23 protein-coding genes and 1 pseudogene are annotated in these 23,641 nt (G+C 72.4%); 14 read left to right on the top strand and 10 right to left on the bottom strand.

The features are described from left to right. Positions 1-61: 61 nt before the first annotated feature. Both ACFYV1_RS25750 and ACFYV1_RS25745 read left to right on the top strand, forming a co-directional pair. A pseudogene (locus ACFYV1_RS25750) lies at positions 62-235 on the top strand (transglutaminase); the annotation flags it as partial. Positions 236-256: 21 nt separating this feature from the next. Then, positions 257-952: a B3/4 domain-containing protein gene (locus ACFYV1_RS25745; RefSeq protein WP_389397943.1), complete on the top strand. Its 696-nt coding sequence runs from the start codon at positions 257-259 to the stop codon at positions 950-952. Positions 953-1,124: 172 nt separating this feature from the next. On the opposite strand, the gene ACFYV1_RS25740 is transcribed toward ACFYV1_RS25745, so the two are convergent. Beyond that, positions 1,125-1,847, bottom strand: coding sequence for a lysophospholipid acyltransferase family protein (locus ACFYV1_RS25740; protein ID WP_389397942.1), 723 nt, complete (start codon positions 1,845-1,847; stop codon positions 1,125-1,127). Between the two features lie 256 nt (positions 1,848-2,103). On the opposite strand from ACFYV1_RS25740, the gene ACFYV1_RS25735 reads away from it, so the two are divergent. The 6 genes from ACFYV1_RS25735 (at position 2,104) to ACFYV1_RS25710 (ending at position 8,553) form a co-directional block, all read left to right on the top strand. Continuing rightward, positions 2,104-2,454, top strand: coding sequence for a TlpA family protein disulfide reductase (locus ACFYV1_RS25735; RefSeq protein WP_389397941.1), 351 nt, complete (start codon positions 2,104-2,106; stop codon positions 2,452-2,454). Positions 2,455-2,661: 207 nt separating this feature from the next. Beyond that, the gene (locus ACFYV1_RS25730) at positions 2,662-3,168 is read left to right on the top strand and encodes a flavin reductase family protein (RefSeq protein WP_389397940.1); all 507 of its coding nucleotides are present in this window, start codon (positions 2,662-2,664) and stop codon (positions 3,166-3,168) included. A 194-nt stretch (positions 3,169-3,362) separates the two neighbouring features. Then, the gene (locus ACFYV1_RS25725; protein WP_389397939.1) at positions 3,363-4,148 is read left to right on the top strand and encodes an electron transfer flavoprotein subunit beta/FixA family protein; all 786 of its coding nucleotides are present in this window, start codon (positions 3,363-3,365) and stop codon (positions 4,146-4,148) included. A 56-nt stretch (positions 4,149-4,204) separates the two neighbouring features. After that, the gene (locus ACFYV1_RS25720) at positions 4,205-5,167 is read left to right on the top strand and encodes an electron transfer flavoprotein subunit alpha/FixB family protein (RefSeq protein WP_389397938.1); all 963 of its coding nucleotides are present in this window, start codon (positions 4,205-4,207) and stop codon (positions 5,165-5,167) included. A 173-nt stretch (positions 5,168-5,340) separates the two neighbouring features. Continuing rightward, the gene (locus ACFYV1_RS25715; RefSeq protein ID WP_389397937.1) at positions 5,341-6,630 is read left to right on the top strand and encodes a DUF6986 family protein; all 1,290 of its coding nucleotides are present in this window, start codon (positions 5,341-5,343) and stop codon (positions 6,628-6,630) included. Positions 6,631-6,705: 75 nt separating this feature from the next. Beyond that, positions 6,706-8,553 (top strand): protein kinase, encoded by a 1,848-nt coding sequence (locus tag ACFYV1_RS25710; RefSeq protein ID WP_389397936.1) that lies wholly within the window; start codon positions 6,706-6,708, stop codon positions 8,551-8,553. Between the two features lie 85 nt (positions 8,554-8,638). On the opposite strand, the gene ACFYV1_RS25705 is transcribed toward ACFYV1_RS25710, so the two are convergent. Then, entirely contained in the window at positions 8,639-9,619 is a 981-nt protein-coding gene (locus tag ACFYV1_RS25705; RefSeq protein ID WP_389397935.1) for a LacI family DNA-binding transcriptional regulator, read from the bottom strand. A gap of 226 nt (positions 9,620-9,845) precedes the next feature. On the opposite strand from ACFYV1_RS25705, the gene ACFYV1_RS25700 reads away from it, so the two are divergent. Then, entirely contained in the window at positions 9,846-10,805 is a 960-nt protein-coding gene (locus tag ACFYV1_RS25700) for an ROK family protein (RefSeq protein ID WP_389397934.1), read from the top strand. A 349-nt stretch (positions 10,806-11,154) separates the two neighbouring features. Here ACFYV1_RS25700 and ACFYV1_RS25695 read toward each other — a convergent pair whose 3' ends face one another. Together ACFYV1_RS25695 and ACFYV1_RS25690 are read right to left on the bottom strand one after the other, a co-directional pair. Further along, a complete protein-coding gene (locus ACFYV1_RS25695; RefSeq protein ID WP_389397933.1) occupies positions 11,155-12,048 on the bottom strand; it encodes a sigma-70 family RNA polymerase sigma factor in 894 nt (297 codons plus the stop codon). Positions 12,049-12,129: 81 nt separating this feature from the next. Further along, a complete protein-coding gene (locus tag ACFYV1_RS25690; protein WP_389397932.1) occupies positions 12,130-12,309 on the bottom strand; it encodes a hypothetical protein in 180 nt (59 codons plus the stop codon). A gap of 159 nt (positions 12,310-12,468) precedes the next feature. On the opposite strand from ACFYV1_RS25690, the gene ACFYV1_RS25685 reads away from it, so the two are divergent. Continuing rightward, a complete protein-coding gene (locus ACFYV1_RS25685) occupies positions 12,469-13,506 on the top strand; it encodes an NUDIX domain-containing protein (protein ID WP_389397931.1) in 1,038 nt (345 codons plus the stop codon). Here ACFYV1_RS25685 and ACFYV1_RS25680 read toward each other — a convergent pair. Both ACFYV1_RS25680 and ACFYV1_RS25675 read right to left on the bottom strand, forming a co-directional pair. Further along, positions 13,475-14,185 (bottom strand): MBL fold metallo-hydrolase, encoded by a 711-nt coding sequence (locus tag ACFYV1_RS25680; protein ID WP_389397930.1) that lies wholly within the window; start codon positions 14,183-14,185, stop codon positions 13,475-13,477. The genes ACFYV1_RS25685 and ACFYV1_RS25680 overlap by 32 nt on opposite strands. Positions 14,186-14,252: 67 nt before the next feature. Next, positions 14,253-15,617: a dipeptidase gene (locus tag ACFYV1_RS25675; protein ID WP_389397929.1), complete on the bottom strand. Its 1,365-nt coding sequence runs from the start codon at positions 15,615-15,617 to the stop codon at positions 14,253-14,255. A gap of 146 nt (positions 15,618-15,763) precedes the next feature. On the opposite strand from ACFYV1_RS25675, the gene ACFYV1_RS25670 reads away from it, so the two are divergent. From ACFYV1_RS25670 to ACFYV1_RS25660, 3 genes are all read left to right on the top strand, one after another. Continuing rightward, complete coding sequence (locus tag ACFYV1_RS25670; protein ID WP_389397928.1) at positions 15,764-17,008, top strand: geranylgeranyl reductase family protein; 1,245 nt, start codon at positions 15,764-15,766, stop codon at positions 17,006-17,008. 481 nt (positions 17,009-17,489) lie between these two features. Continuing rightward, the gene (locus ACFYV1_RS25665) at positions 17,490-18,794 is read left to right on the top strand and encodes a sensor histidine kinase (RefSeq protein ID WP_389397927.1); all 1,305 of its coding nucleotides are present in this window, start codon (positions 17,490-17,492) and stop codon (positions 18,792-18,794) included. Then, on the top strand, positions 18,791-19,456 hold the full coding sequence (locus ACFYV1_RS25660; RefSeq protein WP_389397926.1) for a response regulator: 666 nt from the start codon (positions 18,791-18,793) through the stop codon (positions 19,454-19,456). The genes ACFYV1_RS25665 and ACFYV1_RS25660 overlap by 4 nt, the downstream gene beginning before the upstream one ends. Here ACFYV1_RS25660 and ACFYV1_RS25655 read toward each other — a convergent pair. Both ACFYV1_RS25655 and ACFYV1_RS25650 read right to left on the bottom strand, forming a co-directional pair. Beyond that, positions 19,417-19,692 (bottom strand): DUF6332 family protein, encoded by a 276-nt coding sequence (locus ACFYV1_RS25655; RefSeq protein ID WP_389397925.1) that lies wholly within the window; start codon positions 19,690-19,692, stop codon positions 19,417-19,419. The two genes, ACFYV1_RS25660 and ACFYV1_RS25655, sit on opposite strands and share 40 nt — an antisense overlap. 64 nt (positions 19,693-19,756) lie before the next feature. Continuing rightward, positions 19,757-21,235 (bottom strand): MFS transporter, encoded by a 1,479-nt coding sequence (locus ACFYV1_RS25650; protein ID WP_389397924.1) that lies wholly within the window; start codon positions 21,233-21,235, stop codon positions 19,757-19,759. Positions 21,236-21,322: 87 nt separating this feature from the next. Here ACFYV1_RS25650 and ACFYV1_RS25645 point away from each other — a divergent pair, with 87 nt between their 5' ends. Then, complete coding sequence (locus ACFYV1_RS25645; protein ID WP_389397923.1) at positions 21,323-21,733, top strand: MarR family winged helix-turn-helix transcriptional regulator; 411 nt, start codon at positions 21,323-21,325, stop codon at positions 21,731-21,733. Between the two features lie 142 nt (positions 21,734-21,875). Here ACFYV1_RS25645 and ACFYV1_RS25640 read toward each other — a convergent pair whose 3' ends face one another. Together ACFYV1_RS25640 and ACFYV1_RS25635 are read right to left on the bottom strand one after the other, a co-directional pair. After that, the gene (locus ACFYV1_RS25640; RefSeq protein ID WP_389397922.1) at positions 21,876-22,250 is read right to left on the bottom strand and encodes an SCO4225 family membrane protein; all 375 of its coding nucleotides are present in this window, start codon (positions 22,248-22,250) and stop codon (positions 21,876-21,878) included. Beyond that, a complete protein-coding gene (locus tag ACFYV1_RS25635) occupies positions 22,205-23,509 on the bottom strand; it encodes an MFS transporter (protein ID WP_389397921.1) in 1,305 nt (434 codons plus the stop codon). Before ACFYV1_RS25635 ends, ACFYV1_RS25640 begins: the two co-directional genes overlap by 46 nt. Positions 23,510-23,641: the final 132 nt, after the last annotated feature.

Raw genomic sequence — 23,641 nt, 5'->3', positions numbered from 1 at the left:
CCGCCTGTCTGGCGGCCGATGAGGCTGTCGATCATCATCACCCGCTGGTTCGCGAGGTCGCGTCGGCGCCCGGTTCTCCCTCGACGGTGAGCGGCTGGCCTGGGTGCCGGACGTCGAGTCCAATGAGCTGGACTATCCAGTACTCTATGATGGACCGCACCCTGCGGTTCTGCGGGCTCTGCAGCAGGCTCCCGACCGCGCGTATCTGTGGAAGACGCTCCCGACCGCACTCTGAACAGTTCGAGGCAAGCAGGCAATGACTCTTCAGCTCACCGTGTCCGACGAGGTGCGTGCCCTCGCACCCGGCTTCACCCATGTCGCCGTCGAGGCGTACGGACTCGTCAACGGCCCGAGCAGCAATGACAGTTCGGCGCTCCTCGACGACGCCGCCCGCCGTCTCGAGGCCCGCCTCGCCGGACGTGCGCCGCACGAGGACCCGCACATGAGCGCCTGGCGCGAGGCGTACACGGCGTTCGGCGCCAAGCCCTCCCGCACCCGCAACTCCGCGGAGGCGCTCGCCAGGCGGGCGCTCGCCGACGGCGGGCTGCCCCGGATCAATGCCCTGGTCGACCTCTACAACGCCATCAGCGTCGCCCATCTGATCCCCGTCGGCGGGGAGGACGCCGACCGCGTCAGGGGCGGGATGAAGCTCGTCCGGGCCACCGGGGCGGAACCCTTCACCACCACGGCGGGCGGTGAGGAGAGCGTCGAGCGTCCCGAGCCCGGCGAGGTGGTCTGGTGCGACGACGAAGGCGTCACCTGCCGGCGCTGGAACTGGCGCCAGGGCGTGCGCACCCGCCTGACGGAGAAGACGGTGAACGCGCTGTTCCTGCTCGAGGGCATGGGTCCGGCGGTGAACGGCGGGATCGAGGCCGCGGCCGCCGAACTCGCCGAAGCGCTCGAGAAGTCGAGTCCGGGAGTACGGATCGCCGTCCACCCGCCTCGGCCGTAACTCGGTCGACGCGCTCATCCGCGCCGAGCGCTGCCGTAGTGGTTCTGACCCGGCATCCGTCCACCCACCGCCGCCGGCCGGCTGCTGTCGCGGCGCCGACGCATCGCCCGGGTGACGAGTGCGGTCACAGGACTGGTGCCGCGACGGGGCAAAGCCCGCCGGGACGACACACCTAGCGAGCCTCGCGCACCTCGGCCGGCGTCGGCGCCGTGCCGCCCAGATGCGCCGGCACCCACCAGGTGTCGGACGCGTCCTTCGGACGCACCGGGTACGCACGCTGCGCCGCCTCGAGCAGTTCCTGGACGCGCTCGCGCAGTCGCCGCGTGATCGCACCCGCGTACTGGTCGGCGGGCGCCTCGACGGGCTCGCCGACGCGGATCGTCACCGGGATGTGGGAGCGCTTGAAGTTGCGCGGCCGTCCCTTGGTCCACACCCGCTGCGTACCCCAGAGAGCCATCGGGATCAGCGGCACACCCGCCTCCTGCGCGAGCCGTGCGGCACCCGACTTGAACGACTTCAGTGTGAACGACTGCGAGATGGTCGCCTCGGGGAAGACGCCGACGATCTCGCCCGAGCGCAGCGACTCCAGGGCGTGCGTGTAGGCGGCCTCGCCCTGCTCGCGGTCCACCGGGATGTGCTTCATGCCCCGCATCAGCGGGCCGGAGATCTTGTGCCGGAACACCGACTCCTTCGCCATGAAGCGCACCAGACGCTTCTGCGGCAGCGCGCCGAGGCCCGTGAAGACGAAGTCCAGATAGCTGATGTGATTGCTGACCAGCACCGCCCCACCGGTACGCGGAATGTTCTCCGACCCCTGAGTGTCGATCTTCAGGTCGAGCGCCTTGAACATCGTGAGAGCGGCGCCGATGACCGGCCGATAGACGAGCTCTGCCATGGGGGGAGGACCCTTTCGTCGTGCCCGGGGAGGGTTCGCCCGGCGGAAGTTACGCAGCCGTAGGTTTTCGGCTTTGGGCCGATCGTGCCCCATGTGCGCCGTGCTGACCAGCCCTGGCGCTCCGTGGGCGCGAGATTCTCGTCACGTCATGGGCGGGAACCCGGCGACAGGTGCCACGACCGGGAATCACGGCCGCGCCGTGAACGCTGCAGTTCGGGGAAGTGAATCGCACGGCGCGACGACGGAGGGTGCGAGGGTGCGCGGGCAGGAACAGCGGGAACAGGAAGCGGAACGGCCGCTCGGCGAACGGGAGCTGAGCGCGGAGCTCGGGGAGCGGGCCACCCTGGTGCAGTTCTCCACTGCCTTCTGCCAGCCCTGCCGGGCCACCCGGCGCACCCTCGCCGACGTCGCGGGGATGGTCGACGGCGTCGTCCATGTCGAGCTCGACGCCGAGGAGCGGCTCGCGCTCGTCCGCGAACTCGGCATCGTGAGTACGCCGACGGTGCTGGTCCTCGACGCCGGCGGGCGGATCGTCACCAGAGCCGCCGGCGCACCCCGCAAGGCCGACGTCATCGCCGCGCTCGGACGGGCGATCGGACACCCGTGACCCTGATCGCACCTGCCGGTGCGCACTTGACTGTGCACGCCAAGTATCGCCAGGCTGGTCCCCGTGCCTCCAGAAATCCTTCTCCACGGGCGGCTTCATGTCGACCTCGCCCGTAACGCGAGCTCGCGCTGTCAGGCTGCCCGTCCAGCCGCAGTCGCCTAGGGCGCTTCAAGCGCTCCCAGTTCGCACCCGCAGAAGGAAGCCTCGATGACGGCCTCGCCCGATCTCGGCACCGCTCAGCTCGCCTCTCCCGACCTCCTGCGCTCCGTCTTCCGGCAGCATGCCGCCGGCGTCGCGGTGATCACCGCGGGCGGGCCGCGCCCGGTCGGATTCACCGCGACCTCGCTCACCTCCGTCGCCGCGGATCCGCCGCTGGTCTCCTTCGGTGTGGGGACCGGCTCGTCCAGCTGGCCGGTGGTCGCCGAGGCCGGGTTCGTCGGGGTGCACATACTCGGCGAGCACCAGCAGGAGCTGGCGGCCACCTTCGCGCGCAGCGGTGCCGACAGGTTCGCGCCGCCCACCGACTGGCGTGCCGGACCTGAGGGAGTGCCGGTGCTGGACGGCGTGCTCGCCTGGATGGTGTGCCGTGTCGTTGCGCGGGTACCTGCGGGGGACCATCGGATCGTGATCGCGGAGGCGGTGGTCGGCGATCCGGCGGGCGGCGGCAGGCCACTGCTCTACCACCAGGGACGCTTCACCGCGCTACGGGACTGACGGCGCGGTGCAGCGGTTCATTCCGTTGTCAAGGTCACAGTTCAAAGCGCTTGCTTAGCGGGCATATGCTCGGTGTACTGACGAGTAATATTTCGTTCGGAGCGCGGGCCGCCCCGACCGGGATCCGCCCCATCGGACGCCTATGCTGCGTTCACAAGGCAGTCCAGTAGAGACGATGCAGTAGGAGAGCCGGCGTGAGCCTGAGGATCGTTGTCTGTGTGAAGTACGTGCCCGACGCCACCGGCGACCGGCACTTCGCCGATGACCTGACCGTCGACCGCGACGACGTCGACGGCCTGCTGTCGGAGCTGGATGAGTACGCGGTCGAGCAGGCGCTTCAGATCGCGGACGAGGCGGACGATGCCGAGGTCACCGTGCTGACCGTCGGTCCCGAGGACGCCAAGGACGCGCTGCGCAAGGCGCTGTCGATGGGCGCGGACAAGGCCGTTCACGTCGAGGACGACGACCTGCACGGCACCGACGTCATGGGCACCTCGCTGGTGCTGGCCAAGGCGATCGAGAAGACCGGCTACGACCTGGTCATCGCCGGTATGGCCTCCACCGACGGCACCATGGGTGTGCTGCCGGCGATCCTGGCCGAGCGTCTGGGCGTCCCGCAGGTCACGCTGCTCTCCGAGGTCTCCGTCGAGGACGGCACCGTCAAGGGCCGCCGTGACGGCGACACCGCGTCCGAGCAGCTCGAGGCGTCGCTGCCTGCCGTCGTGTCCGTGACGGACCAGTCGGGCGAGGCGCGTTACCCGTCCTTCAAGGGCATCATGGCCGCCAAGAAGAAGCCGGTGGAGTCCCTGGACCTCGAGGACCTCGAGATCGACGCCGAAGAGGTCGGCCTCGAGGGCGCCTGGACCAAGGTCGACTCGGCCGCGGAGCGTCCGGCCCGCACCGCCGGCACGATCGTCAAGGACGAGGGCGAGGGCGGCAAGCAGCTCGCGGAGTTCCTCGCGAGCCAGAAGTTCATCTAAGGCTTCGGCCACCCACCGCCCCCTTCGTACTTCGCAAGCAGGAGAGAAGAAGTCCCATGGCTGAAGTTCTCGTCTACGTCGACCACGTGGACGGCGCCGTCCGCAAGCCCACCCTGGAGCTGCTGACGCTGGCCCGCCGAATCGGCGACCCGGTCGCGCTCGCGCTCGGCTCCGGCGCGTCCGACACCGCTGCCGCGCTCGCAGAGCACGGCGCGGTGAAGGTCCTCACGGCCGACGCCCCCGAGTTCGCCGAGTACCTCGTCGTCCCCAAGGTGGACGCGCTGCAGGCCGCGTACGAGGCCGTCTCCCCGGCCGCCGTGCTCGTCCCGTCCTCCGCCGAGGGCAAGGAGATCGCGGCCCGTCTCGCGGTCCGTATCGGCTCCGGCATCATCACCGACGCCGTCGACCTCGAGGCCGGCGACGAGGGCCCGGTCGCGACGCAGTCCGCGTTCGCCGCCTCCTTCACCACCAAGTCCCGCATCACCAAGGGCACCCCGGTCATCACGGTCAAGCCGAACAGTGCCGCCGTGGAGGCCGCCCCGGCCGCCGGTGCGGTCGAGGCCCTGACGGTGTCCTTCTCCGAGCAGGCGAGCGGCACCAAGGTCGTCGCGCGCACCCCGCGCGAGTCGACCGGCCGTCCGGAGCTGACCGAGGCCGCGATCGTGGTCTCCGGCGGCCGCGGCGTCAACGGCGCCGAGAACTTCGCCATCATCGAGGCCCTCGCCGACTCCCTCGGTGCGGCCGTCGGCGCCTCGCGCGCCGCGGTCGACGCGGGCTGGTACCCGCACACCAACCAGGTCGGCCAGACCGGCAAGTCGGTCTCCCCGCAGCTGTACATCGCCTCCGGCATCTCCGGCGCGATCCAGCACCGCGCGGGCATGCAGACCTCGAAGACCATCGTCGCCGTCAACAAGGACGCCGAGGCCCCGATCTTCGACCTCGTCGACTACGGCATCGTCGGCGACCTCTTCGAGGTCGTCCCGCAGCTCACCGAAGAGGTCAAGGCCCGCAAGGGCTGATCGGCACCATCTTCCGGGCCCGGGGCCGCGCGGTGATCTTCACCGCGCGGCCCCGGCCCGTTGCGGGGGACCATTGACGCGGCTCTGCCGGGACCGTTAATTTCATTCAACAGAATGTTGATTCCGCTGGTCGGAAGGCAACAGCGTCGAGGAGTTGACGGAGGGTGCGGGACATGGGTCAGCAGGAGAAGGTGGCGACGAGCCTCGCCGGCGCGGTCAGCGAGGGCATCAGCGCCTCCCTCGCACCGGTGGACGCCGAGCTCGCCCGCCGGTACCCGGGAGACCCCGGCACCCGTCAGCCCGTCCACACCGTCTACGTACCGGGCGACGCGTTCGCGGCGGACACCGTCCGCTCCTGGGGTGACCGGGCACTCGCGTCCCTCGACGAGCACGCCCCCGACGCCGCCTCCCTCGCCCGGGTCCTCGGCCTCGCCGACGAGCTCGCGGAGCCCGTCCACACCCGCGTGCGGGCCAAGCTCGAGCGCGAGCCCGTGGAGGATCTGCGGATCGACTTCGAGGACGGCTACAGCGGGGCCGACGAGGACGCCGATGCCGCCCGCGCCGCGCGACTGGTCAGCGAGGCGTACCAACAGGGCACCGCCGCGCCCTGGATGGGCATCCGGATGAAGTGCATGGAAGCCGCCGTACGCGACCGCGGCATCCGGACCCTCGACATCTTCCTCACCGGCCTGATGGAGGCCGGTGGCCTGCCCCGCGGGCTCGTGCTCACCCTCCCCAAGGTCACCTGTCCCGAGCAGATCACCGCGATGGTGCGGCTGCTGGAGGAGTTCGAGAAGGCCCGCGGCCTGGAGCCCGGCCGTATCGGTTTCGAGATCCAGATCGAGACCAGCCAGTCCATCCTCGGCGCCGACGGCACCGCCACCGTCGCCCGCATGATCGACGCGGCGGAGGGACGGGCCACCGGCCTCCACTACGGCACCTTCGACTACAGCGCCTGCCTCGGCGTCAGCGCCGCCCACCAGGCCAGTGACCACCCCGCCGCGGACCACGCCAAGGCCGTCATGCAGGTCGCCGCGGCAGGCACCGGCGTACGCGTGTGCGACGGCTCGACCAACGTGCTCCCCGTCGGCCCGAGTGAGCAGGTCCACGACGCCTGGCGACTCCACTACGGCCTCACCCGCCGCGCCCTTGCCCGCGCGTACTACCAGGGCTGGGACATGCACCCCGGCCATCTGCCCACCCGCTACGCCGCCGTGTTCGCCTTCTACCGCGAGGGCTTCGAGCAGGCGGCGGCCCGCCTCGCCGCCTACGCCGGCCACGCGGGCGGCGACGTCATGGACGAACCCGCCACCGCCAAGGCCCTCAGTTCCTACCTGCTGCGCGGCATCGACTGCGGTGCCCTCGACACCGCGGAGGTCGCCCGGCTGACCGGCCTCACGCGCGCGGATCTCGACGGTTTCGCCCGCCCGAGGCGCGGCGACCTGACCGCAACAGCCGGGTGACAGCTGGTCTTCGGGGCGCCGCTGTCCCTCTAGTCTTGTGATCCGTCACATAGGGATCCGAGGAGCGGGGCAGCGGTGTCAACGGGGGAGAACGAGCAACTGGCCGGGCGCTATCGCCTGGTGGAACAACTGGGCCGCGGCGGCATGGGAGTCGTCTGGCGGGCATACGACGAGGTGCTCGGGCGCGAGGTCGCCGTCAAGGAGCTGCGTACCTACACCGACTCCTCGGCACCGGAACTCGCCGACCTCACCGTACGGATGCAGCGCGAGGCCCGGGCCGCCGCGCGGGTCCGCCACGCAGGCGTCATCGCCGTCCACGACGTCGCGGAGCACGACGGCCGTCCCGTCATCGTGATGGAACTCGTCGACGGGCCCTCGCTCGACGATGTCCTCGCCACGCGAGGGGTCATGGACCCGCGCGAGGCCGCGGGCATCGGGGCCAGGGTGATGGAGGCGCTCGCGGCCGCCCACCGTGCCGGAGTGCTGCACCGGGACGTCAAGCCGGGCAACGTCCTGCTCGACCGCTCCGGACGTGTCGTGCTCACCGACTTCGGGATCGCCGCCATGGACGACCCCGGTGACGGCTCGACCACCCATCTGACCCGCAGCGGTGAGATCGTCGGCTCGCTCGACTACCTGGCGCCCGAGCGCGCCCAGGGGAACGAGCCCGGTCCGGCCTCCGACGTATGGGCCCTCGGAGCCACCCTGTACGCGGCCGTCGAGGGCTCCTCACCGTTCCGCCGCACGTCCACCTGGTCGACGCTCACCGCGATCGTCTCCGAGCCCCTGCCGGAGTCCGGGCGGGCGGGGCCGCTCGGGCCGGTGATGCGGCAGCTGATGCACAAGGACCCGTCGCAGCGCCCCGACGCCGACACGGCGGCGCGCATGCTGTCCGCCGTCGCGGGCGGGGAGGACCCCGCCGGACACACCGTGCCGCACGGCCCCGCGCCGGCTGTGGCGCCGGAGCGCGCCACCAGGGTGCCGACGGTGCTCGACGCGGCACCGTACGAGCCGCAGGGCTTCGGCCCGATGGCGCAGGGAGTGGTGGGGAACACCCAGGGCGCGCCGGTGGGGACGGGCGGCCACGGGACGCCGGCGCATGGGGCACCGGTGCCGGGGGCGGCCGGCCACATGGCGGGACCCGGCGACGGGACCGGCCTCCCGCCGACGTCCGCAGGTTCCGGGCAGGGGCGGTCGCGGGCGGCCGGGCGGGGCGGGGGCCGGGCGGCGGTCGCGGCCGCCGTCGCCGCGGTGCTGCTCGCCGGCGGCGGCGTGACGTACGTACTTCTCGACAAGGGCGACGGCACGACCGGGGAACTCGCGGCCGGCGCGTCCGGTACCCCGTCGGCCGCGGCGAGCCCCTCCGGGGACACCCCGGGAACGAGCCCCACCGGCGAACAGCAGCAGAACCCCGGCACCCGGCCCGACGACGAGGGCAAGGGCGAGGACGGAGAGAAGAAGCCGTCACCGGCCTCCGAGCGGCCCGCCGCCGGCGGTGACTCCGCGACGTCCGGATCCGGCGCCTCCACGGGCGGATCCGGCACTGGTGGTACCGGCACTTCCGGCGGTACGGACGGCACCGACGGGGGAGCCGGCACGACGGGCGGCAGCAGCGGCGGCACCGGCGGTGAGGAGCCCGCGCCCGCGTGCCATCCCATCGGCGGCGGCAAGTACAACTGCCAGGTCTGGAAGACCGTCGACTCCTACGACGACGGCGGCGCCCGGGTCGGCGTCCTGAACGCGGGCACCAACTATTTCTACTGCCAGGCGAATCTGGGCCGCCGGGAGACCTCCGGCCAGTGGACGAACGTCTGGTGGGCGAAGACGGACGACGACAGCGGCAACCGCAACGTCTGGGTGAGCGACGTCTACATCCAGGGTGGCGACAACGACCGGGCGGTGCCCGGTCTTCCGGTCTGCTGAGGGGGCCTCGGCCGCCGCACGGGCGGCCGGATCCCCGGCAGTCGGCTCCTTCCCGGCGCTCGGTCTTCCGGCAGCCGGTTCCCGCTCACGCGGAGGGCGGGATCTCGCCGGAGCCGCGCGGGATCAGCACCGTGCGCAGTGCCAGCTGGGCCGGCTCGTCGTTCACGCCGTCGAGCCGGCGGAACAGCCGCTCCGCCGCGGTGCGCCCCAGCGTCGCGGCGTCCTGGGCTATGACGGTGATGCCGAGCAGGTCCGCGAGCTCGATGTCGTCGAACCCGACGAGGGCGACGGGCCGCTCGAGGCCCGCGAGGGCCCGTACCGCCGTCACCGTCACCCGGTTGTTGCCCGCGAAGACGGCGGTGACCGGCTCCGGCCCCGCCAGCACGGCCGTCACGGCCTCCCGCACCCGTTCGGGGGCGGTCGAACCCAGTGCCACCCACGAGTCGTCGATCTCGAGCCCGGCGTCAGCCATGGCGGCCCGGTAGCCGCGCAGGCGCTCCACCGCGGTGTGGATGCGCGGCTGGTCGCCGATGAACGCGATCCGGCGGTGGCCGTGCGCGATCAGATGGGCCACTCCCGCCCGTGCCCCGCCGAAGCTGTCGGAGAGGACCACGTCGGCGTCGATCCGGCCGGCCGGCCGGTCGACGAACACGGTGGCCACGCCGGCCTTGATCTCGGGCTCCAGGTAGCGGTGGTCGTCCCCCGCCGGAATCACGATCAGCCCGTCCACCCTGCGCGCGCACAGGGCCAGCACCAACTCCTGCTCGCGTTCCGGGTCCTCGGCGCTCGAACCGTTGATGAGCAGCGCGCCGTGGGCGCGGGCGACCTCCTCGACGGCGCGGCTCAGCGGACCGTAGAACGGGTCGGCGAGGTCCTCCAGTACGAGGCCGATGGAGGCGGTGCGGCCCTTGCGGAGCACGCGGGCGCTGTCGTTGCGGCGGAAGCCGAGGGACTCGATCGCCTCCTGCACGCGCCGTTCGGTGTCCGGTGTGACCCCCGGTTCGCCGTTGACCACACGCGACACCGTCTTGAGTCCGACGCCCGCCCGTGCGGCGACATCCTTCATGGTGGGCCGGGTCCCGTAGCGGGGCTCGGGGCCGCGAGGGCCGCCCGGAGGTGTCGGGGGACGGGTCGAATCGGCCACAGTGCGCTGTCCTGTCTGGGTCTCGGCGGTCGCGTTCTTCTTATATGTAGCGTGTGGCGTCGAGCATAGGCCCTGGACAACGTTGTCAGGGGAATGGAGACTGTTATGGAAACCGCAGGTCCGACAGCTCCCGGGGGATCCCGTACCGATGCATAACAGCCTCGTCGCCGCTCTCGACATCGGTGGCACCAAGATCGCCGGAGCCCTGGTGGACGGCAACGGCGCGATTCTCCTTCGCGCCCAGCGCCCGACACCGGCCCAGGACGACGGCGAGACGGTGATGCACGCGGTCGAGAGCGTCCTCGCCGAGCTGACATCCTCGCCCCTGTGGCCGCGGGCCACGGCGCTCGGCATCGGCAGCGCCGGCCCCGTCGACGCCTCCTCCGGTACGGTCAGCCCGGTCAACGTGCCGGGCTGGCGCGGCTTTCCGCTCGTCGACCGGGTGTCCCGGTCCGTGGGCGGTCTGCCGATCACCCTCGTCGGCGACGGCGTCGCCATGACGGCGGCCGAACACTGGCAGGGCGCCGCCCGCGGCTACGACAACGCCCTGGGCATGGTCGTGTCCACCGGCGTCGGCGGCGGACTGGTGCTCGGCGGCAAGCCGTACCCCGGGCCGACGGGCAACGCGGGCCACATCGGCCACATCAGCGTGGACCTGGACGGCGACCTGTGCCCGTGCGGCGGGCGAGGCTGCGTCGAACGCATCGCCAGCGGGCCGAACATCGCCCGCAGGGCGCTGGAGAACGGATGGCGGCCGGGCCCCGGCGGGGACACCACCGCCGCTGCCGTCGCTGCAGCCGCGCGCGCCGGCGATCCGGTCGCCACCGCCTCGTACGAGCGCGCGGCACAGGCGCTCGCCGCGGGGATCGCCGCGACGGCGACTCTCGTCGAGATCGAGATCGCCGTGGTCGGCGGGGGAGTGGCCGGCGCGGGCGAGATCCTCTTCGCCCCGTTGCGGCGCGCGCTGCGTGACTACGCCACGCTCTCCTTCGTCAAGCGGCTGACCGTGGCGCCTGCCATGACCGGCACCGACGCCGGCCTGGTGGGCGCGGCGGCCGCGGTGACGCCGGCCCGCGGCGACCGGCCGGTGCCGGCGGGACGCGGCTGAACGCCGCGTCGGAGGCCAGACGGAAGAAGGCCTCGGTGATCTATGCGGTGCGGCGTGCCGACCCGCCGGGACGTTGCTGTCGGCCTCGGCGAGCATCTCCGTACGCCGCGGGCCCCCCGGGGGCGCGGAGCAGTCCGCGGGCGTACGGCATGAACGCGGCCGGCACGGCCCTCGGGCGCGGTGCCGAACCGCTTCCCGTCGCCTGCCCTTCCGTCCGTCGTCCCGTCCCGTCCCCTCCCGTCCCGTCCCCTCCCGTCCTGTCCCGGTCGGGCTCGGGCCCGTCCGGTGGGTCTCCGCGCCCCCGTGACACGTCAGCCGCCGGGCGTCCGTCCTGGCGGCCGACCGCCCGTCACATCGGTTCCAGCACCGCGATGTCGATCCGGTCGAGGCGGTCCGGGTCCGCGATGATGTCGATCCCGGTGATCCGGTCGTCCACGATCGTGAAGTCGATGACGAGGAACAACTGTCCCCGCGGGGCCATCACGAGTCCGACCGCCCCGTTCAGCAGGGCCGGCTCGGTGAAGCGGGCCCGCTGCGCCGCAGCCGACGCGCCCCTGGCCACCGCCTGGGCACCGCGGCGTACGACGGGTTCCGGAGCCGGGCCGACGGCCGCGTCGGCCCGGAAGACCACGTCCGGATCGAGCACCGCGACGAGCGCCTCGAAGTCCCCGCCGCGTGCCGCGGCGAGGAATGCCTCGACGACTCGGCGGCGACGCGTCTGATCCGGGTCCGGTGCCGGGGCCGTTCCCCTGACCCGGCGCCGGGCGCGGCTGGCCAGCTGCCTGGCCGCCGTGGGGGAACGCTCGATCATCGGGCCGATCTCGTCGAAGGGCACGGCGAACATGTCGTGGAGCACGAACGCGAGCCGTTCGGCCGGTGAGAGCGTGTCGAGCACCACCAGCAGCGCGAGGCCGACCGAGTCGGCCAGCAGCGCCTCCTGCTCGGGGTCACCGGGCTCCTCATGACCCGCCGGGGCTGCGCGGGGTTCAGCGCGCCGGTCCTCGGCGAGCGGCTGCTCGCGCCGTCCCTCGCGGGCCCGGAGCATGTTCAGACACACCCGGGCCACCACCGTGGTCAGCCACCCGGCGGGGTTCTCGATGCTGCTTGTGTCGGCCCGGTCGACACGCAGCCAGGCCTCCTGGACGGCGTCGTCGGCCTCGCTCGCCGAGCCGAGCATCCGATAGGCCACCGCCCGTAGCCGGGAGCGGTGTTCCTCGAAGCGTTCCACCGGCCAAGCGCCCACTGGTCACATTCCTTCCTCGCGGCGTGTCAAGGAAGTAGACACCCGCGGGGCTCCGGATGTGACACCGGCCGGCCCGACGGCTCACCAGGCGCGCTCCGAACTCTGCTGCTGGGGGACCACGACCAGGAACGCGTCCGACTCCAGGTCCATCACGACCTCCGCCGCCACTCCCTCGTTCCTGCGGTGGCGGGCGTACTCCTCAGCCTGCCGACTGCCCCTCGGATCGCCCGCGGGAAACTTCTCCAACACCGTGCGGCGCATGACGCACTCCCTCGTCTCTTCCGCTCCAACGACGATCACCCGCCGGTGTCACGGCCCGGCCACAGTTGGGGCGGCTGATCGGTCAACCCGTTCCGGTACCTGGTTTGCGTGGCAGGGTGTTGCGGGCAATCCACTGTGGGCTACGGAAGAGGGGGACCCGTGATCGTCTGGATCAACGGTGCGTTCGGAGCGGGCAAGAGCAGTACCGCACGCGAACTGATCGACCTGATCCCGAACAGCACACTGTTCGACCCGGAACTGATCGGCGCGGGCATGCGTCATCTGCTGCCGGCCAAGCGGCTGGCGGAGGTCGGCGACTACCAGGACCTGCCGATCTGGCGACGGCTCGTCGTGGACACCGCCGCCGCGTTGCTCGCCGAGCTCGGCGGCGTACTGGTGGCGCCGATGACCCTGTTGCGCCAGGAGTACCGCGACGAGATCTTCGGCGGTCTCGCCGCCCGCCGAATAGCGGTCCGGCATGTGCTTCTGGCACCTGATGAAACGATTTTGCGCGAACGAATACACGCCCGTGAAGCACTCCCGGACGACCCGGAGGAGAGCGAGCGGACCCGGCAGTGGGCCTTCGGGAACATCGAGCGCTACCAGGCCGCCCGTGACTGGCTCGTCCGCGACGCGCACGTGATCGACAACAGCCGCCTCGACACCCGCTCGGCCGCTCTCGCCGTCGCGGACGCCGTGCGCACGGGCGCCGCCCCCGCCGCCGACATCGTCCAGACGCCCGAGCCGACCGCCGAGACCCTGGCCGCCGGTGTGCTGATCTTCGACGAACACGACAGGGTGCTCCTCGTCGACCCGACCTACAAGCCGGGCTGGGAGTTCCCCGGCGGAGTCGTGGAAAGCGGTGAGGCGCCTGCCCGCGGGGGAATGCGGGAGGTCGTGGAGGAACTCGGCATCGAACTGCCCGACGTGCCCCGCCTCCTGGTCGTCGACTGGGAACCGCCGAAGCCGCCCGGCTTCGGCGGGCTGCGCCTGCTGTTCGACGGCGGGCGGCTTCCCGGCGGCGAGGCGGGACGCGTCCTGCTGCCCGACTCCGAACTGCGCGGCTGGAGGTTCGCCGCGGAGGACGAGGCGGCCGCGCTGCTCCCGCCCGCCCGCTACGAGCGGCTGCGCTGGGCCCTGCGGGCCCGCGAGCGCGGAACGGTCCTCAACCTGGAAGCGGGGATCCCGGTTCCCTGACGTCCGCCGCGGCGGCCAGCACCGCGGCGGCGTCCTCGGTGAGCGGGTCGCCGTGTCCGAAGCAGACCGTGGACGGAGCGAGCGAGGCGAGCCGTCGCATCGACGCCCGGGCGGCCGGCCGGTCGACGTTGAACACCCCCAGCATCACCTCTCCGACACCGGCCACGCAGTCGCCTGTGAACAGCACGCCGTGGTCGGGCAGATGAAGACCGATCGACCCGTCGGTGTGGCCGGGCGAGTGGACCACCAGCGCACCACCCCCGAAGTCCAGGACGTCGCCGTCCTCCAGCTCACGGTCCACGGGGGTGGGCGGCGCGGGCGGCACGGTCAGCCCGTGCTCGTACAACGGGATCTCCCAGTCCAGCAGCACGGGCTCGGGGACCGGCTTCTCGCCACGGACGACCGGCGCGTCCAGGCGGTGCGCCAGCACCTCGGCTCCGTACCGCTCCGCCAACTCCCCGGCGGCACCCACATGGTCACGGTGGCAGTGGGTCAGCACGATCCGGCGGATACGGGACGGGTCCGCTCCCGCGTCCCTCAGCCCCTGCTCGATCAGCGGCGCGGCGCCCGCGTGCCCGGCGTCCACGAGGGTGAGATCGTCACCGTCCCGCCACACGTACGCCTGGCCGATCGGGAAGCGGAACATGTGCAACTCGGGCGTCACCCGGACGAGATCCATACGGCGAACCTACGCAGACACGCAGGCCCGCCGCACGGATCTCTGCTCTCGGCAGACGCGCCGGTTCTCAGCCCTGGTTGGAAGCCGCGTAGTTGACGAGGAACAGCGCCTCGGCCACGGACATCCGCTCCAGCTCCTGCGGCGACACGCTCTCGTTGACGGCGTGGATCCGGGCCTCCGGCTCGCTCAGACCGATCAGCAGGATCTCGGCGTCCGGGTACAGCGCGGCGAGCGTGCTGCACAGCGGGATCGAGCCGCCCATGCCGGCGGCCTGCATCTCCTCACCCGGGTACGCCACACGCATCGCGTCGGCCATCGACGTGTACGCCGGGCTCGCCACATCCGCCTGGAACGCCTGCCCCTGACCGATCTGCTCCACCGCCACCCGGGCGCCCCAGGGCGTGTGCGCCTCCAGGTGCGCGCCCAGCAGCTTCGTCGCCGCCGCCGCGTCCTGGCCCGGCGGGACCCGCAGGCTGATCAGCGCCCGGGCGGACGCCTGCACGGACGGCGTGGCACCGACCACGGGCGGGCAGTCGATACCGAGCACGGTGACGGCAGGACGGGCCCAGATACGGTCCGCGACCGTGCCGTCGCCGATCAGTCCGACACCGTCGAGCACCTTGGCGTCGCGCCGGAAGTCCTCCTCCGGGTACGCGATGCCGTCCCACGACGCGTCCGCCTCGAGGCCGTCCACGGTCGTCGAGCCGTCCTCGGCGCGCAGCGAGTCCAGTACGCGGATGAGCGCGGCCAGCGCGTCCGGGGCCGCCCCGCCGAACTGCCCGGAGTGCAGGTTCCCCTCGAGGGCGTCGATCCGCACCCGCACCAGGGTCATCCCGCGCAGGGTGGCAGTGACCGTCGGCAGACCCACACGGAAGTTGCCCGTGTCGCCGATGACGACGGCGTCCGCGGTCAGCAGCTCGGGGTGGGCCTCCGCGTACTGCTCGAGGCCGCCGGTGCCCTGCTCCTCCGAACCCTCCACGATCACCTTGATGTTCACCGGCACCCCGCCGTTCGCCTTGAGGGCGCGCAGCGCGAGCAGGTGCATGATGAAGCCGCCCTTGCAGTCGGCGGCCCCGCGTCCGTACCAGCGTCCGTCGCGCTCGGTCAGCTCGAACGGCGGCGACACCCAGGCCGTCTCGTCCAGGGGCGGCTGCACGTCGTAGTGCGCGTACAGCAGCACGGTCGGGGCGCCGACCGGTCCGGGCAGGAAACCGTAGACGGACTGGGTGCCGTCGGGAGTGTCGAGGACGGCCACGTCCGTGAAGCCCTCCGCGCCGAGCGCCCCCGCCACCCAGGCGGCCGCCGCCTCGCACTCGCTCCTGGGGAACTGCGCGGGGTCCGCCACCGACTGGAACGCCACAAGCTCGGCGAGCTCCGCCTTGGCGCGCGGCATCAGCGACGCGACGGTCTCGGCGATCGGTACGGCGGTCATGGGCACGCTCCTCATGGGCACGACGTTGTGCGATATGTGTACGGCGAATGTGTGGTCGATCCTCCCACAGTGGGTGGTGGCCGGCCGCGCCGTAGGATGCCGTCGAGAGCTTGAGCCACAGGTCGGATCGGGAGCAGAAGTACATCGTGAGCAGCGAGAACGATGCCACCGGAGCAGAGGCGGCACATGAGCTTGGCGACCCCGAGTGGGACGTCGTCGTGGTCGGGGCGGGCCCCGCGGGAGCGTCGGCGGCCTACGCGGCCGCGGTGACGGGCCGCAGGGTGCTGCTGCTGGAGAAGGCCGAGCTACCGCGCTACAAGACATGCGGCGGGGGAATCATCGGCCCGTCCCGCGACAGCCTGCCACCGGGCTTCGAACTCCCGCTGCGCGACAGGGTGCACGCCGTCACCTTCTCCCTCAACGGCAGGCTGGCCCGCACCCGCCGCTCCAGGCGGATGCTCTTCGGGCTCATCAACCGCCCGGAGTTCGACGCGGGGCTCGTCGAGCACGCGCAGAAGGCCGGGGCGGTGCTGCGCACCGGCGTGGCCGTGTCCCGGGTCGAACAGCACGGGCCGGCCGTGCCGGACCGGCGCACGGTCGCCGTGGTGCTGTCCGACGGGGAGACGGTCCTGACGCGCGCCGTCGTCGGCGCCGACGGCAGCGCCGGCCGGATAGGCGCCCATGTCGGCGTGAAGCTCGACCAGGTCGATCTCGGGCTGGAGGCCGAGATCCCGGTGCCGGAGACGGTGGCGGAGGACTGGGCGGGCCGGGTGCTCATCGACTGGGGGCCGATGCCCGGCAGTTACGGCTGGGTCTTCCCGAAGGGGCAGACCCTCACGGTCGGCGTGATCTCGGCCCGTGGCGAAGGCGCCGCGACCAAGCGGTATCTGGAGGACTTCATCGCCCGGCTGGGCCTCGCCGGTTTCGAGCCCGCGATCTCCTCCGGCCACCTCACGCGCTGCCGCAGCGACGACTCGCCGCTGTCACGGGGCCGGGTGCTGGTGTGCGGCGACGCCGCCGGGCTGCTCGAACCGTGGACCAGGGAAGGCATCTCCTTCGCGCTGCGCTCCGGCCGGCTCGCGGGGGAGTGGGCGGTGCGCATCGCCGAGGCACACGACGCCGTGGACGCGCGCAGGCAGGCGCTGAACTACGCGTTCGCCGTCAAGTCCGGGCTCGGGGTCGAGATGGCCGTCGGGCAGCGGATGCTCAACGTCTTCCAGCGGCGGCCCGGGCTGCTGCACGCCCTGCTGACCGGGTTCCGTCCGGCGTGGACGGCCTTCGCGGACATCACCCGCGGTTCTTCGACCCTGGCCGGCCTGGTGCGCACGCATCCGCTTGCGCGCCGCGCGCTGGACGTACTGGACAAGCGGGCGTCGCAGACGGCGCCCTGACGTTCCCGGCCGGGCGGCCGGGCGGTGCGCCGCCCGGCCCGCTGCGGTACCGGGGGCCGCGCTGCTGCCTGCCGGGTACCCGCGCCGCTTCCAGGCGGCGGGCACCGGCATCAGCAGCCCCACCTGCCGTTCCCGCAGCGGCCGGAGAGCCACCGGGCCCACCGGTTCGTGGACGCGCTCGTCGTGGCGGCCTCTTCGATCGACACGCGGCATGAACTCCGCCGCCGGCCTGACGATCCTGGTCGACACCGCCTGATCAGGGCCGTCCCGCTGCCCGTCACCATGCGGCTCGCGGGCCGTGTCGCACGGTGGCCCCCGCGCCCGCTGCGCCGCCTGCCCGCTGAGAGTCACGATCCGTCGGCCGCCGTCCGCGCCCGGTTCCCGGAGCCCGCCGCCACCCGTCCCGTACTCCCCAGGAAGTACGCGTGATCGCCACGCACGGCTGACGCCCGCGCGCACCGCGCCGGTCTAGCGTGGCCGCATGGAACAGCAGCACACCGGCAACGGCGACGGTCCGCCCCGGTCACGGAGCGGGCCACCGTGGTCACGGGACCGGCCGCCCCGTGACCGGAGAGGGCCGTCGGGGCCGCCGTGGTCCCCCGGCGGCCCGCCGTGGATGCGGGCACTCGCGGACCGGCAGGACAGTCCGCGTATCCCGTGGATCTCGACCCTGGCCCTCGCCGTGTTCGTCATGGTCGGTACGGGCTTCGCAGCCGAGGGCCAGCAGGACACCCGCGAGCCCCTCGACGTCCTCGCCCGCGTCCTGCTGCTCGCGGGCCCCGCGCTGCTCCTGCTGCGCAAGAGGCGTCCCGTCGCCGCCGTGTTCGGCGTCTGCGCCACCGCGCTCGTGTACTTCGCCGCGGGCTACCCGTACGGGCCGATCTTCCTGACCGTCGCCGTCGCCGTCTTCGCCGCGATCGTCGCGGGTCACCGGCATGCCGTCTGGTGGGCCGTCGGGCTGCTGTGGGCGGGCCATCTGCTGGTCTCGCACTGGCTCTACGCGTATCTGCCGCCGGCCGGTGACCGGGCCGCGCCCTGGGGCCAGGAGGTGTTCATCACCGCGTGGGTGGCCGCGATCGTGGCCGTGTCCGAGGTGGTGCGGGTGAGGCGCGAGGTCTGGGCGAGGGAACGTGCCGAACGGGCCGCCGCCGAGAAGCGGCGTGCGGACGAGGAACGGCTGCGGATCGCCCGCGAGCTCCACGACGTCCTCGCGCACTCGATCTCGGTCATCAACGTCCAGGCGGGCGTCGGCCTCGCGCTGCTCGACTCGGACCCCGAGCAGGCCCGCACGGCCCTGACCACGATCAAGGCAGCGAGCAAGGAGGCCCTCGGCGAGGTGCGCCAGGTCCTCGACACCCTGCGCACCCCCGGCGACGCGCCCCGCGCCCCCGCGCCCGGGCTGGCGCGGCTCCCGGAGCTGGTGGAGCAGGCCGCGAGCACCGGCCTCACTGTCGACGTGGAGACCGCGGGCGAGCCGGCGGCACTCGCACCCGGCACCGACCTGGCCGCCTTCCGGATCGTCCAGGAGGCGCTGACCAACGTCGTACGGCATTCCGGCTCGCGCACCGCCCGCGTACGGATCGTGCACTCGCCGGGCCGGCTCGCCCTCCAGGTCGACGACGAAGGGCCCGCGACCGGTTCGGACGCCGGCGGCAGCGGCAACGGACTCGTCGGTATGCGGGAGCGTGCCGGTGCGCTGGGTGGCACCATCGAGGCGGGTCCGCGGCCGGACGGCGGTTTCCGGGTCCGTGCCGAACTGCCCGTGCAGCCCAGGGAGACGATGTGATCCGTGTAGTGCTCGCCGACGACCAGATGCTGGTCAGGGCCGGATTCCGGGCCCTGCTCGCGGCCCAGCAGGACATCGAGGTGGCGGGCGAGGCGTCCGACGGCGAGGAGGCTGTGCGTGTGGTGGGCGAACTGCGCCCCGACGTCGTACTGATGGACATCCGGATGCCACTGCTCGACGGTCTGGCCGCCACCCGGCGCATCACCGGGGACGAACGGCTGGCCGGCGTGAAGGTGGTCATGCTCACCACGTTCGAGCTCGACGAGTACGTCTTCGAGGCCATCCGCTCCGGTGCGTCGGGTTTCCTCGTGAAGGACACCGAGCCGGACGAACTGCTGCGCGCGGTGCGGGCCGTCGTGGAGGGCGACGCGTTGCTGTCGCCGGGCGTGACCCGCCGTCTGATCGCCGAGTTCGCGGCCCGCTCCAAGGGACCCGCCGAGGCGGAGGGCCTCGGGGAGCTCACGGAACGCGAGCGGGAGGTGATGGCCCTGGTCGGCATCGGGCTGTCGAACGACGAGATCGCCCGGCGGCTGGTCGTCAGTCCGCTCACCGCCAAGACGCACGTGAGCCGCACGATGGTCAAGCTCGGTGCCCGTGACCGGGCCCAACTGGTCGTACTGGCTTACGAGTCGGGCCTGGTGCGGCCCGGCTGGCTGGGCTGAGCCGCCCCGCGCCCGAACCGCCACAGCACGGCCACCACCCGCAGGACGAAGACGACCGTGCCCGTCGCGACGCCCGCGACCAGGAGTCCGCGCTCGAGCGCGTACGGCATGGCGAACATCAGCTTCGGCCCGGCCACCGCCCCGAAGACCAGTGCTCCCGCCACTGCCGCGCTGATCAGCGCGTAGCCGATCTCGACCGTCACGGCGTCCCGGTCGTCCTGTGTGCGTCGCCCCATGGACGCAGTGTCACAAGGCCGCGGCCGGCGGGCAAGACGCCCGCCGGCCGCGGCCCCCGTGAGGTCAGTCGCCGACGGTCACGCGCTCGGACTCCCGGTCCGGCACGGACTTCGCGACCACGACGCTCTCGCGCCGGCGGCCCGTGCGCAGACCCGTCAGGGTGATGAGCAGCCCTGCCGCCGCGACCACGGTGACCACCACCAGGCCGGGCCGGAAACTGTCGAGCACCTCCTGCGGTGAGCCGCCCGTCTCGCCGCCCGCGGTGATCACCGCGGTGACGACGGCGAGGAAGACGGCTCCGCCGACCTGGATCGAGGTGTTCAGCAGGCCGGAGACCATGCCCTGCTCGTTGTCGTCGACGCCGCTGGTGGCCTGGATGTTGAGCGAGGGGAAGACCAGGGCGCACGCCGCGCCCAGCAGCAGCATCGACGGAAGGATCACCGCGGCGTACGTCGGGTCGAGATCGATCCGCAGGAACAGCGCGTACGCGACGACCAGCAGGGCGAAGCCGGTGGCGATCACCCGGGGTGTGCCGAACCGGTCGACGACGGAACCGATCTTCGTGGCGGACAGGGCCACCAGAGCGCCTGCCGGGAGGAAGGCGAGCGCGGTCTCGAGCGCGGACCAGCCGAGCAGCGACTGCATGTACTGCGTGACGAGGAACTGGAAACCGACGTACGAGCCGAAGAAGAACGCGGCGCCCAGGTTCGCCCGGATCTGGCTTCCGGAGCGCAGTACCCCCAGCCGGATGAGCGGGTGGGAGCTGCGTCGCTCGATGCCCACGAAGAGGAACAGCACGATCGCGGCAGCGGCGAAGGACAGCAGCGTCTGCGCCGACGTCCAGCCGACCTCGGGGGCCTGGACCACCGTGAAGACGAGCAGCAGCATGGAGGCGGTGCCGGTGACGGCGCCGGGGAGGTCGTAGCCCTTGCCGGAGTCCTCGCGGCTGCTGCGCGGGATCAGCCGGATGCCGGCCACGAGGGCGATGAGCGCGATGGGTGCGGGCAGCAGCATGGTCAGACGCCAGCTGACCTCGGTGAGCAGCCCGGAGAGCACGAGGCCCATGGAGAAGCCGGTGGCGGCGCAGGTGGTGTAGATGGAGAGGGCGCGGTTGCGCTGAGGGCCCTCCTTGAAGGTCGTGGTGATGATCGAGAGGCCGGCGGGTGCGGTGAAGGCCGCGCTCAGGCCCTTGACGAACCGGCTGGCGATCAGCAGCGGCCCGGAGTCGACGAGCCCGCCGAGGAGGGAGGCGAGGGCGAACACGGCGAGAGCGACGAGGAACACCCGGCGGCGTCCCAGCAGGTCGGCCGCGCGGCCGCCGAGCAGCAGAAGGCCGCCGTAGCCCAGGATGTAGCCGCTGACGATCCACTGCAGGGTCGAGGTGGACAGACCGAGGTCGGTGGCGATCGAGGGCAGGGCCACACCGACCATGGACACGTCGAGGGCGTCGAGGAACATCGCTGCGCAGAGCACCAGGAGCGTGCCCCACAGTCGCGGGCTCCAGCGGTCCTGGGTGGAGGGGACGTTGAGCGGAGAGGTCATGCGCAGCACATTACATGCACATGCATTGACTGCAAGCGCATTTAATTCCAGTGCAACAAAGTGCGGCTTTTCTGCTAACGTGCGGTCATGGCTGCTGTGAAGTCCGAGCGGGAGCTCGCGGAGGAGTGGCGGGACGTCCTCACGCTCCACGCCCGCACCATGTGCGAACTCGACCGGGAGCTGCACGAGTTCGGGCTCGGCGCCAGCGACTTCGAGGTGCTCGACGTGCTCGCGGAGATGCGGGCGCAGGACGCAGAGCCGGGCGACTGCTCGTACCGGATCCAGGAACTCGCGGGCCGGGTCCATCTCAGCCAGAGCGCGCTCTCCCGTCTGATCGCCCGGCTGGAGAAGGAAGGGCTGGTCACCCGCGGCATGTGCGCGGAGGACCGGCGTGGTGTGCGGGTGGCGCTCACCGAGGAAGGCCGCGCGCGTCACGCGGTGGTGAAGCCGGTCCAGCGTGCGGTGCTGTCACGGATGCTGCCGGGCGGCCGCACCTGAGCCGCGGGGCACCTGACCTGCCTGAGCCGTGGCGCTGACCTGCCCGAGCCCGCCGGGCTGCCGCGCCTGAGCTCGCCGGGCCGCCGCACTGAGCCTGCCGGGCTGCCCCGCCTGAGCCCGCCGATGCCCCGCGGCCCGCCGCTCAGGCTCCGCGCGGGCGGGCGGCGCGTCCCTGACCGGTCAGCAGGCGGGTGAAGAGCCAGAGCGCGAGCGCCTGGAGGAGCACCGACAGGACCCGTGCCGGGTGGAGGAACGCCGCGGACTCGGCGAACGCGCCGCCGAGGAGCATGCCGACGGCCATGAAGCCGAAGATCGTGGGAGCGGCCGACAGCAAGAGCCACACCCCGGCGAACCACGCGTCCTCGTGGTGCACGAACGCCGTGTCGATCGCGATGTGCACCGCCGCGACGACGACCAGTCCCGGATGGACCTGGGCGGGCCGGTTGCCGAACGTCAGTCGTGCGAGTGCGGTCAGTCGTGCGCGCGGGGCCTCTCCCCGGACTCGTGGTGATTCCATGCTGCGGCGGCTCGCGCGGCGTCGCCCGAGTACGGCTGCTCAACCGCCCTGGGGGCGGCCGCATCCCTGGCGCCGTACGCGATCACCGCGGCGCCGGCCGCCAGGGCCGCCACCGTGGTCAGGGCCACGGGCAGGGAGAACCATTCGGCGAGGAAACCGATGGCCGGCGGGCCGAGCAGCATGCCGCCGTAGCCGAGGGTCGAGGCGGCGGCCACACCGCCGGGGCCGGCGAGCTCGCCGGCCCAGCCGACCGCCACGGGAAAGATGTTCGCCAGGCCGAGACCGGCGACGGCGAAGCCGGCCAGCGCGGCCCACACGGAGGGTGCGAGCGCGCCGATCAGCATGCCCGCGGCGGCAGTCGCTCCGCCAAGGACGAGCGTGCGGGTCTGGCCGAACCGTTCCAGCAGCAGCGTGCCGCTGAGCCGTCCGACGGTCATGGTGAGCGCGAACAGCGAGTACCCCGCGGCGGCGAGTCCCGGATGGGCGTGCAGGTCCTGCTCCAGGTGCAGCGCGCTCCAGTCGGCCATGGCGCCCTCGCCGTACGCGGTGCACAGCGCGATCACGCCGAAGAGCAGGACGAGTTTGCGGGTGCGGCCCTCGAGGCGGCGCGGCGCCGTCGGTGCGGCGTCGGCCCGAGCCGTCGGCGCGTGATGGCGCAGGAGTACGGGGCCGGCCGCGGCGGTGACCACGAGACCGAGGCCGGTGAGCGTCATCAGGTGGACGGTGGGGGACAGGCCGCCCGCGACCAGACCGCCGAGGCCGGCGCCGAGCATCCCGCCGAGGCTGAAGGCCGCGTGGAACGACGGCATGACGGGTCGTCGCATCGCACCCACCAGATCGACGGCGGCGCTGTTCATCGCGACGTTGATGCCGCCGTAGGCGGCCCCGAAGACGAGCAGCACCGCACCGAGCGCGAGGGCGGAGTGCGTCAGAGGCGGCAGCGCCATGCTCAGGGCGAGCAGTACGGCACTGGCGACCGTGACCGGATGACTGCCGAAGCGGCGGCAGAGCCGTCCGGTGAGGGTCATCGTCACGACGGCCCCGGCCGACACCCCGAGCAGGGCGAGGCCGAGGTCGCTCGCGGACGATCCGGTCTGCTCCTTGATGGCGGGGATGCGGACGACCCAGCCGGCGAAGAGGAAGCCGTCGAGGGCGAAGAAGACGGTGAGGGCGGTGCGGAGGCGGGACAGGGGGGCGAGGGCGGGGTCTCCGCCGGGTCCCTCCGTTGTGGCCGACCCGAGTTTGTTTAGTAGCGGCACAAACTCAGGATAGAGGTTATGGCCCGCTCCGTACAAGGCGGCTGGACAAGGCGGCACAAGGCGGCTGGACAAGGCGGCCGGATTCCCCGTGCAGCAGCGCTCGCACCTCTCCGATCATGGGAGACTCGCCTT

This window comes from Streptomyces sp. NPDC003023 (assembly GCF_042888225.1).
Taxonomy (GTDB): domain Bacteria; phylum Actinomycetota; class Actinomycetes; order Streptomycetales; family Streptomycetaceae; genus Streptomyces.
The sequence above is the reverse complement of the archived record's forward strand: the minus strand, read 5'-3'. Positions and strand labels throughout refer to the sequence as shown.

Coding starts and splice junctions, on each gene's coding strand:
- ACFYV1_RS25745 (WP_389397943.1), top strand. CDS start 257: ATGACTCTTCAGCTCACCGTGTCCGACGAGGTGCGTGCCCTCGCACCC.
- ACFYV1_RS25740 (WP_389397942.1), bottom strand. CDS start 1,847: ATGGCAGAGCTCGTCTATCGGCCGGTCATCGGCGCCGCTCTCACGATG.
- ACFYV1_RS25730 (WP_389397940.1), top strand. CDS start 2,662: ATGACGGCCTCGCCCGATCTCGGCACCGCTCAGCTCGCCTCTCCCGAC.
- ACFYV1_RS25720 (WP_389397938.1), top strand. CDS start 4,205: ATGGCTGAAGTTCTCGTCTACGTCGACCACGTGGACGGCGCCGTCCGC.
- ACFYV1_RS25715 (WP_389397937.1), top strand. CDS start 5,341: ATGGGTCAGCAGGAGAAGGTGGCGACGAGCCTCGCCGGCGCGGTCAGC.
- ACFYV1_RS25705 (WP_389397935.1), bottom strand. CDS start 9,619: ATGAAGGATGTCGCCGCACGGGCGGGCGTCGGACTCAAGACGGTGTCG.
- ACFYV1_RS25700 (WP_389397934.1), top strand. CDS start 9,846: ATGCATAACAGCCTCGTCGCCGCTCTCGACATCGGTGGCACCAAGATC.
- ACFYV1_RS25690 (WP_389397932.1), bottom strand. CDS start 12,309: ATGCGCCGCACGGTGTTGGAGAAGTTTCCCGCGGGCGATCCGAGGGGC.
- ACFYV1_RS25680 (WP_389397930.1), bottom strand. CDS start 14,185: ATGGATCTCGTCCGGGTGACGCCCGAGTTGCACATGTTCCGCTTCCCG.
- ACFYV1_RS25675 (WP_389397929.1), bottom strand. CDS start 15,617: ATGACCGCCGTACCGATCGCCGAGACCGTCGCGTCGCTGATGCCGCGC.
- ACFYV1_RS25665 (WP_389397927.1), top strand. CDS start 17,490: ATGGAACAGCAGCACACCGGCAACGGCGACGGTCCGCCCCGGTCACGG.
- ACFYV1_RS25655 (WP_389397925.1), bottom strand. CDS start 19,692: ATGGGGCGACGCACACAGGACGACCGGGACGCCGTGACGGTCGAGATC.
- ACFYV1_RS25650 (WP_389397924.1), bottom strand. CDS start 21,235: ATGACCTCTCCGCTCAACGTCCCCTCCACCCAGGACCGCTGGAGCCCG.
- ACFYV1_RS25645 (WP_389397923.1), top strand. CDS start 21,323: ATGGCTGCTGTGAAGTCCGAGCGGGAGCTCGCGGAGGAGTGGCGGGAC.
- ACFYV1_RS25640 (WP_389397922.1), bottom strand. CDS start 22,250: ATGGAATCACCACGAGTCCGGGGAGAGGCCCCGCGCGCACGACTGACC.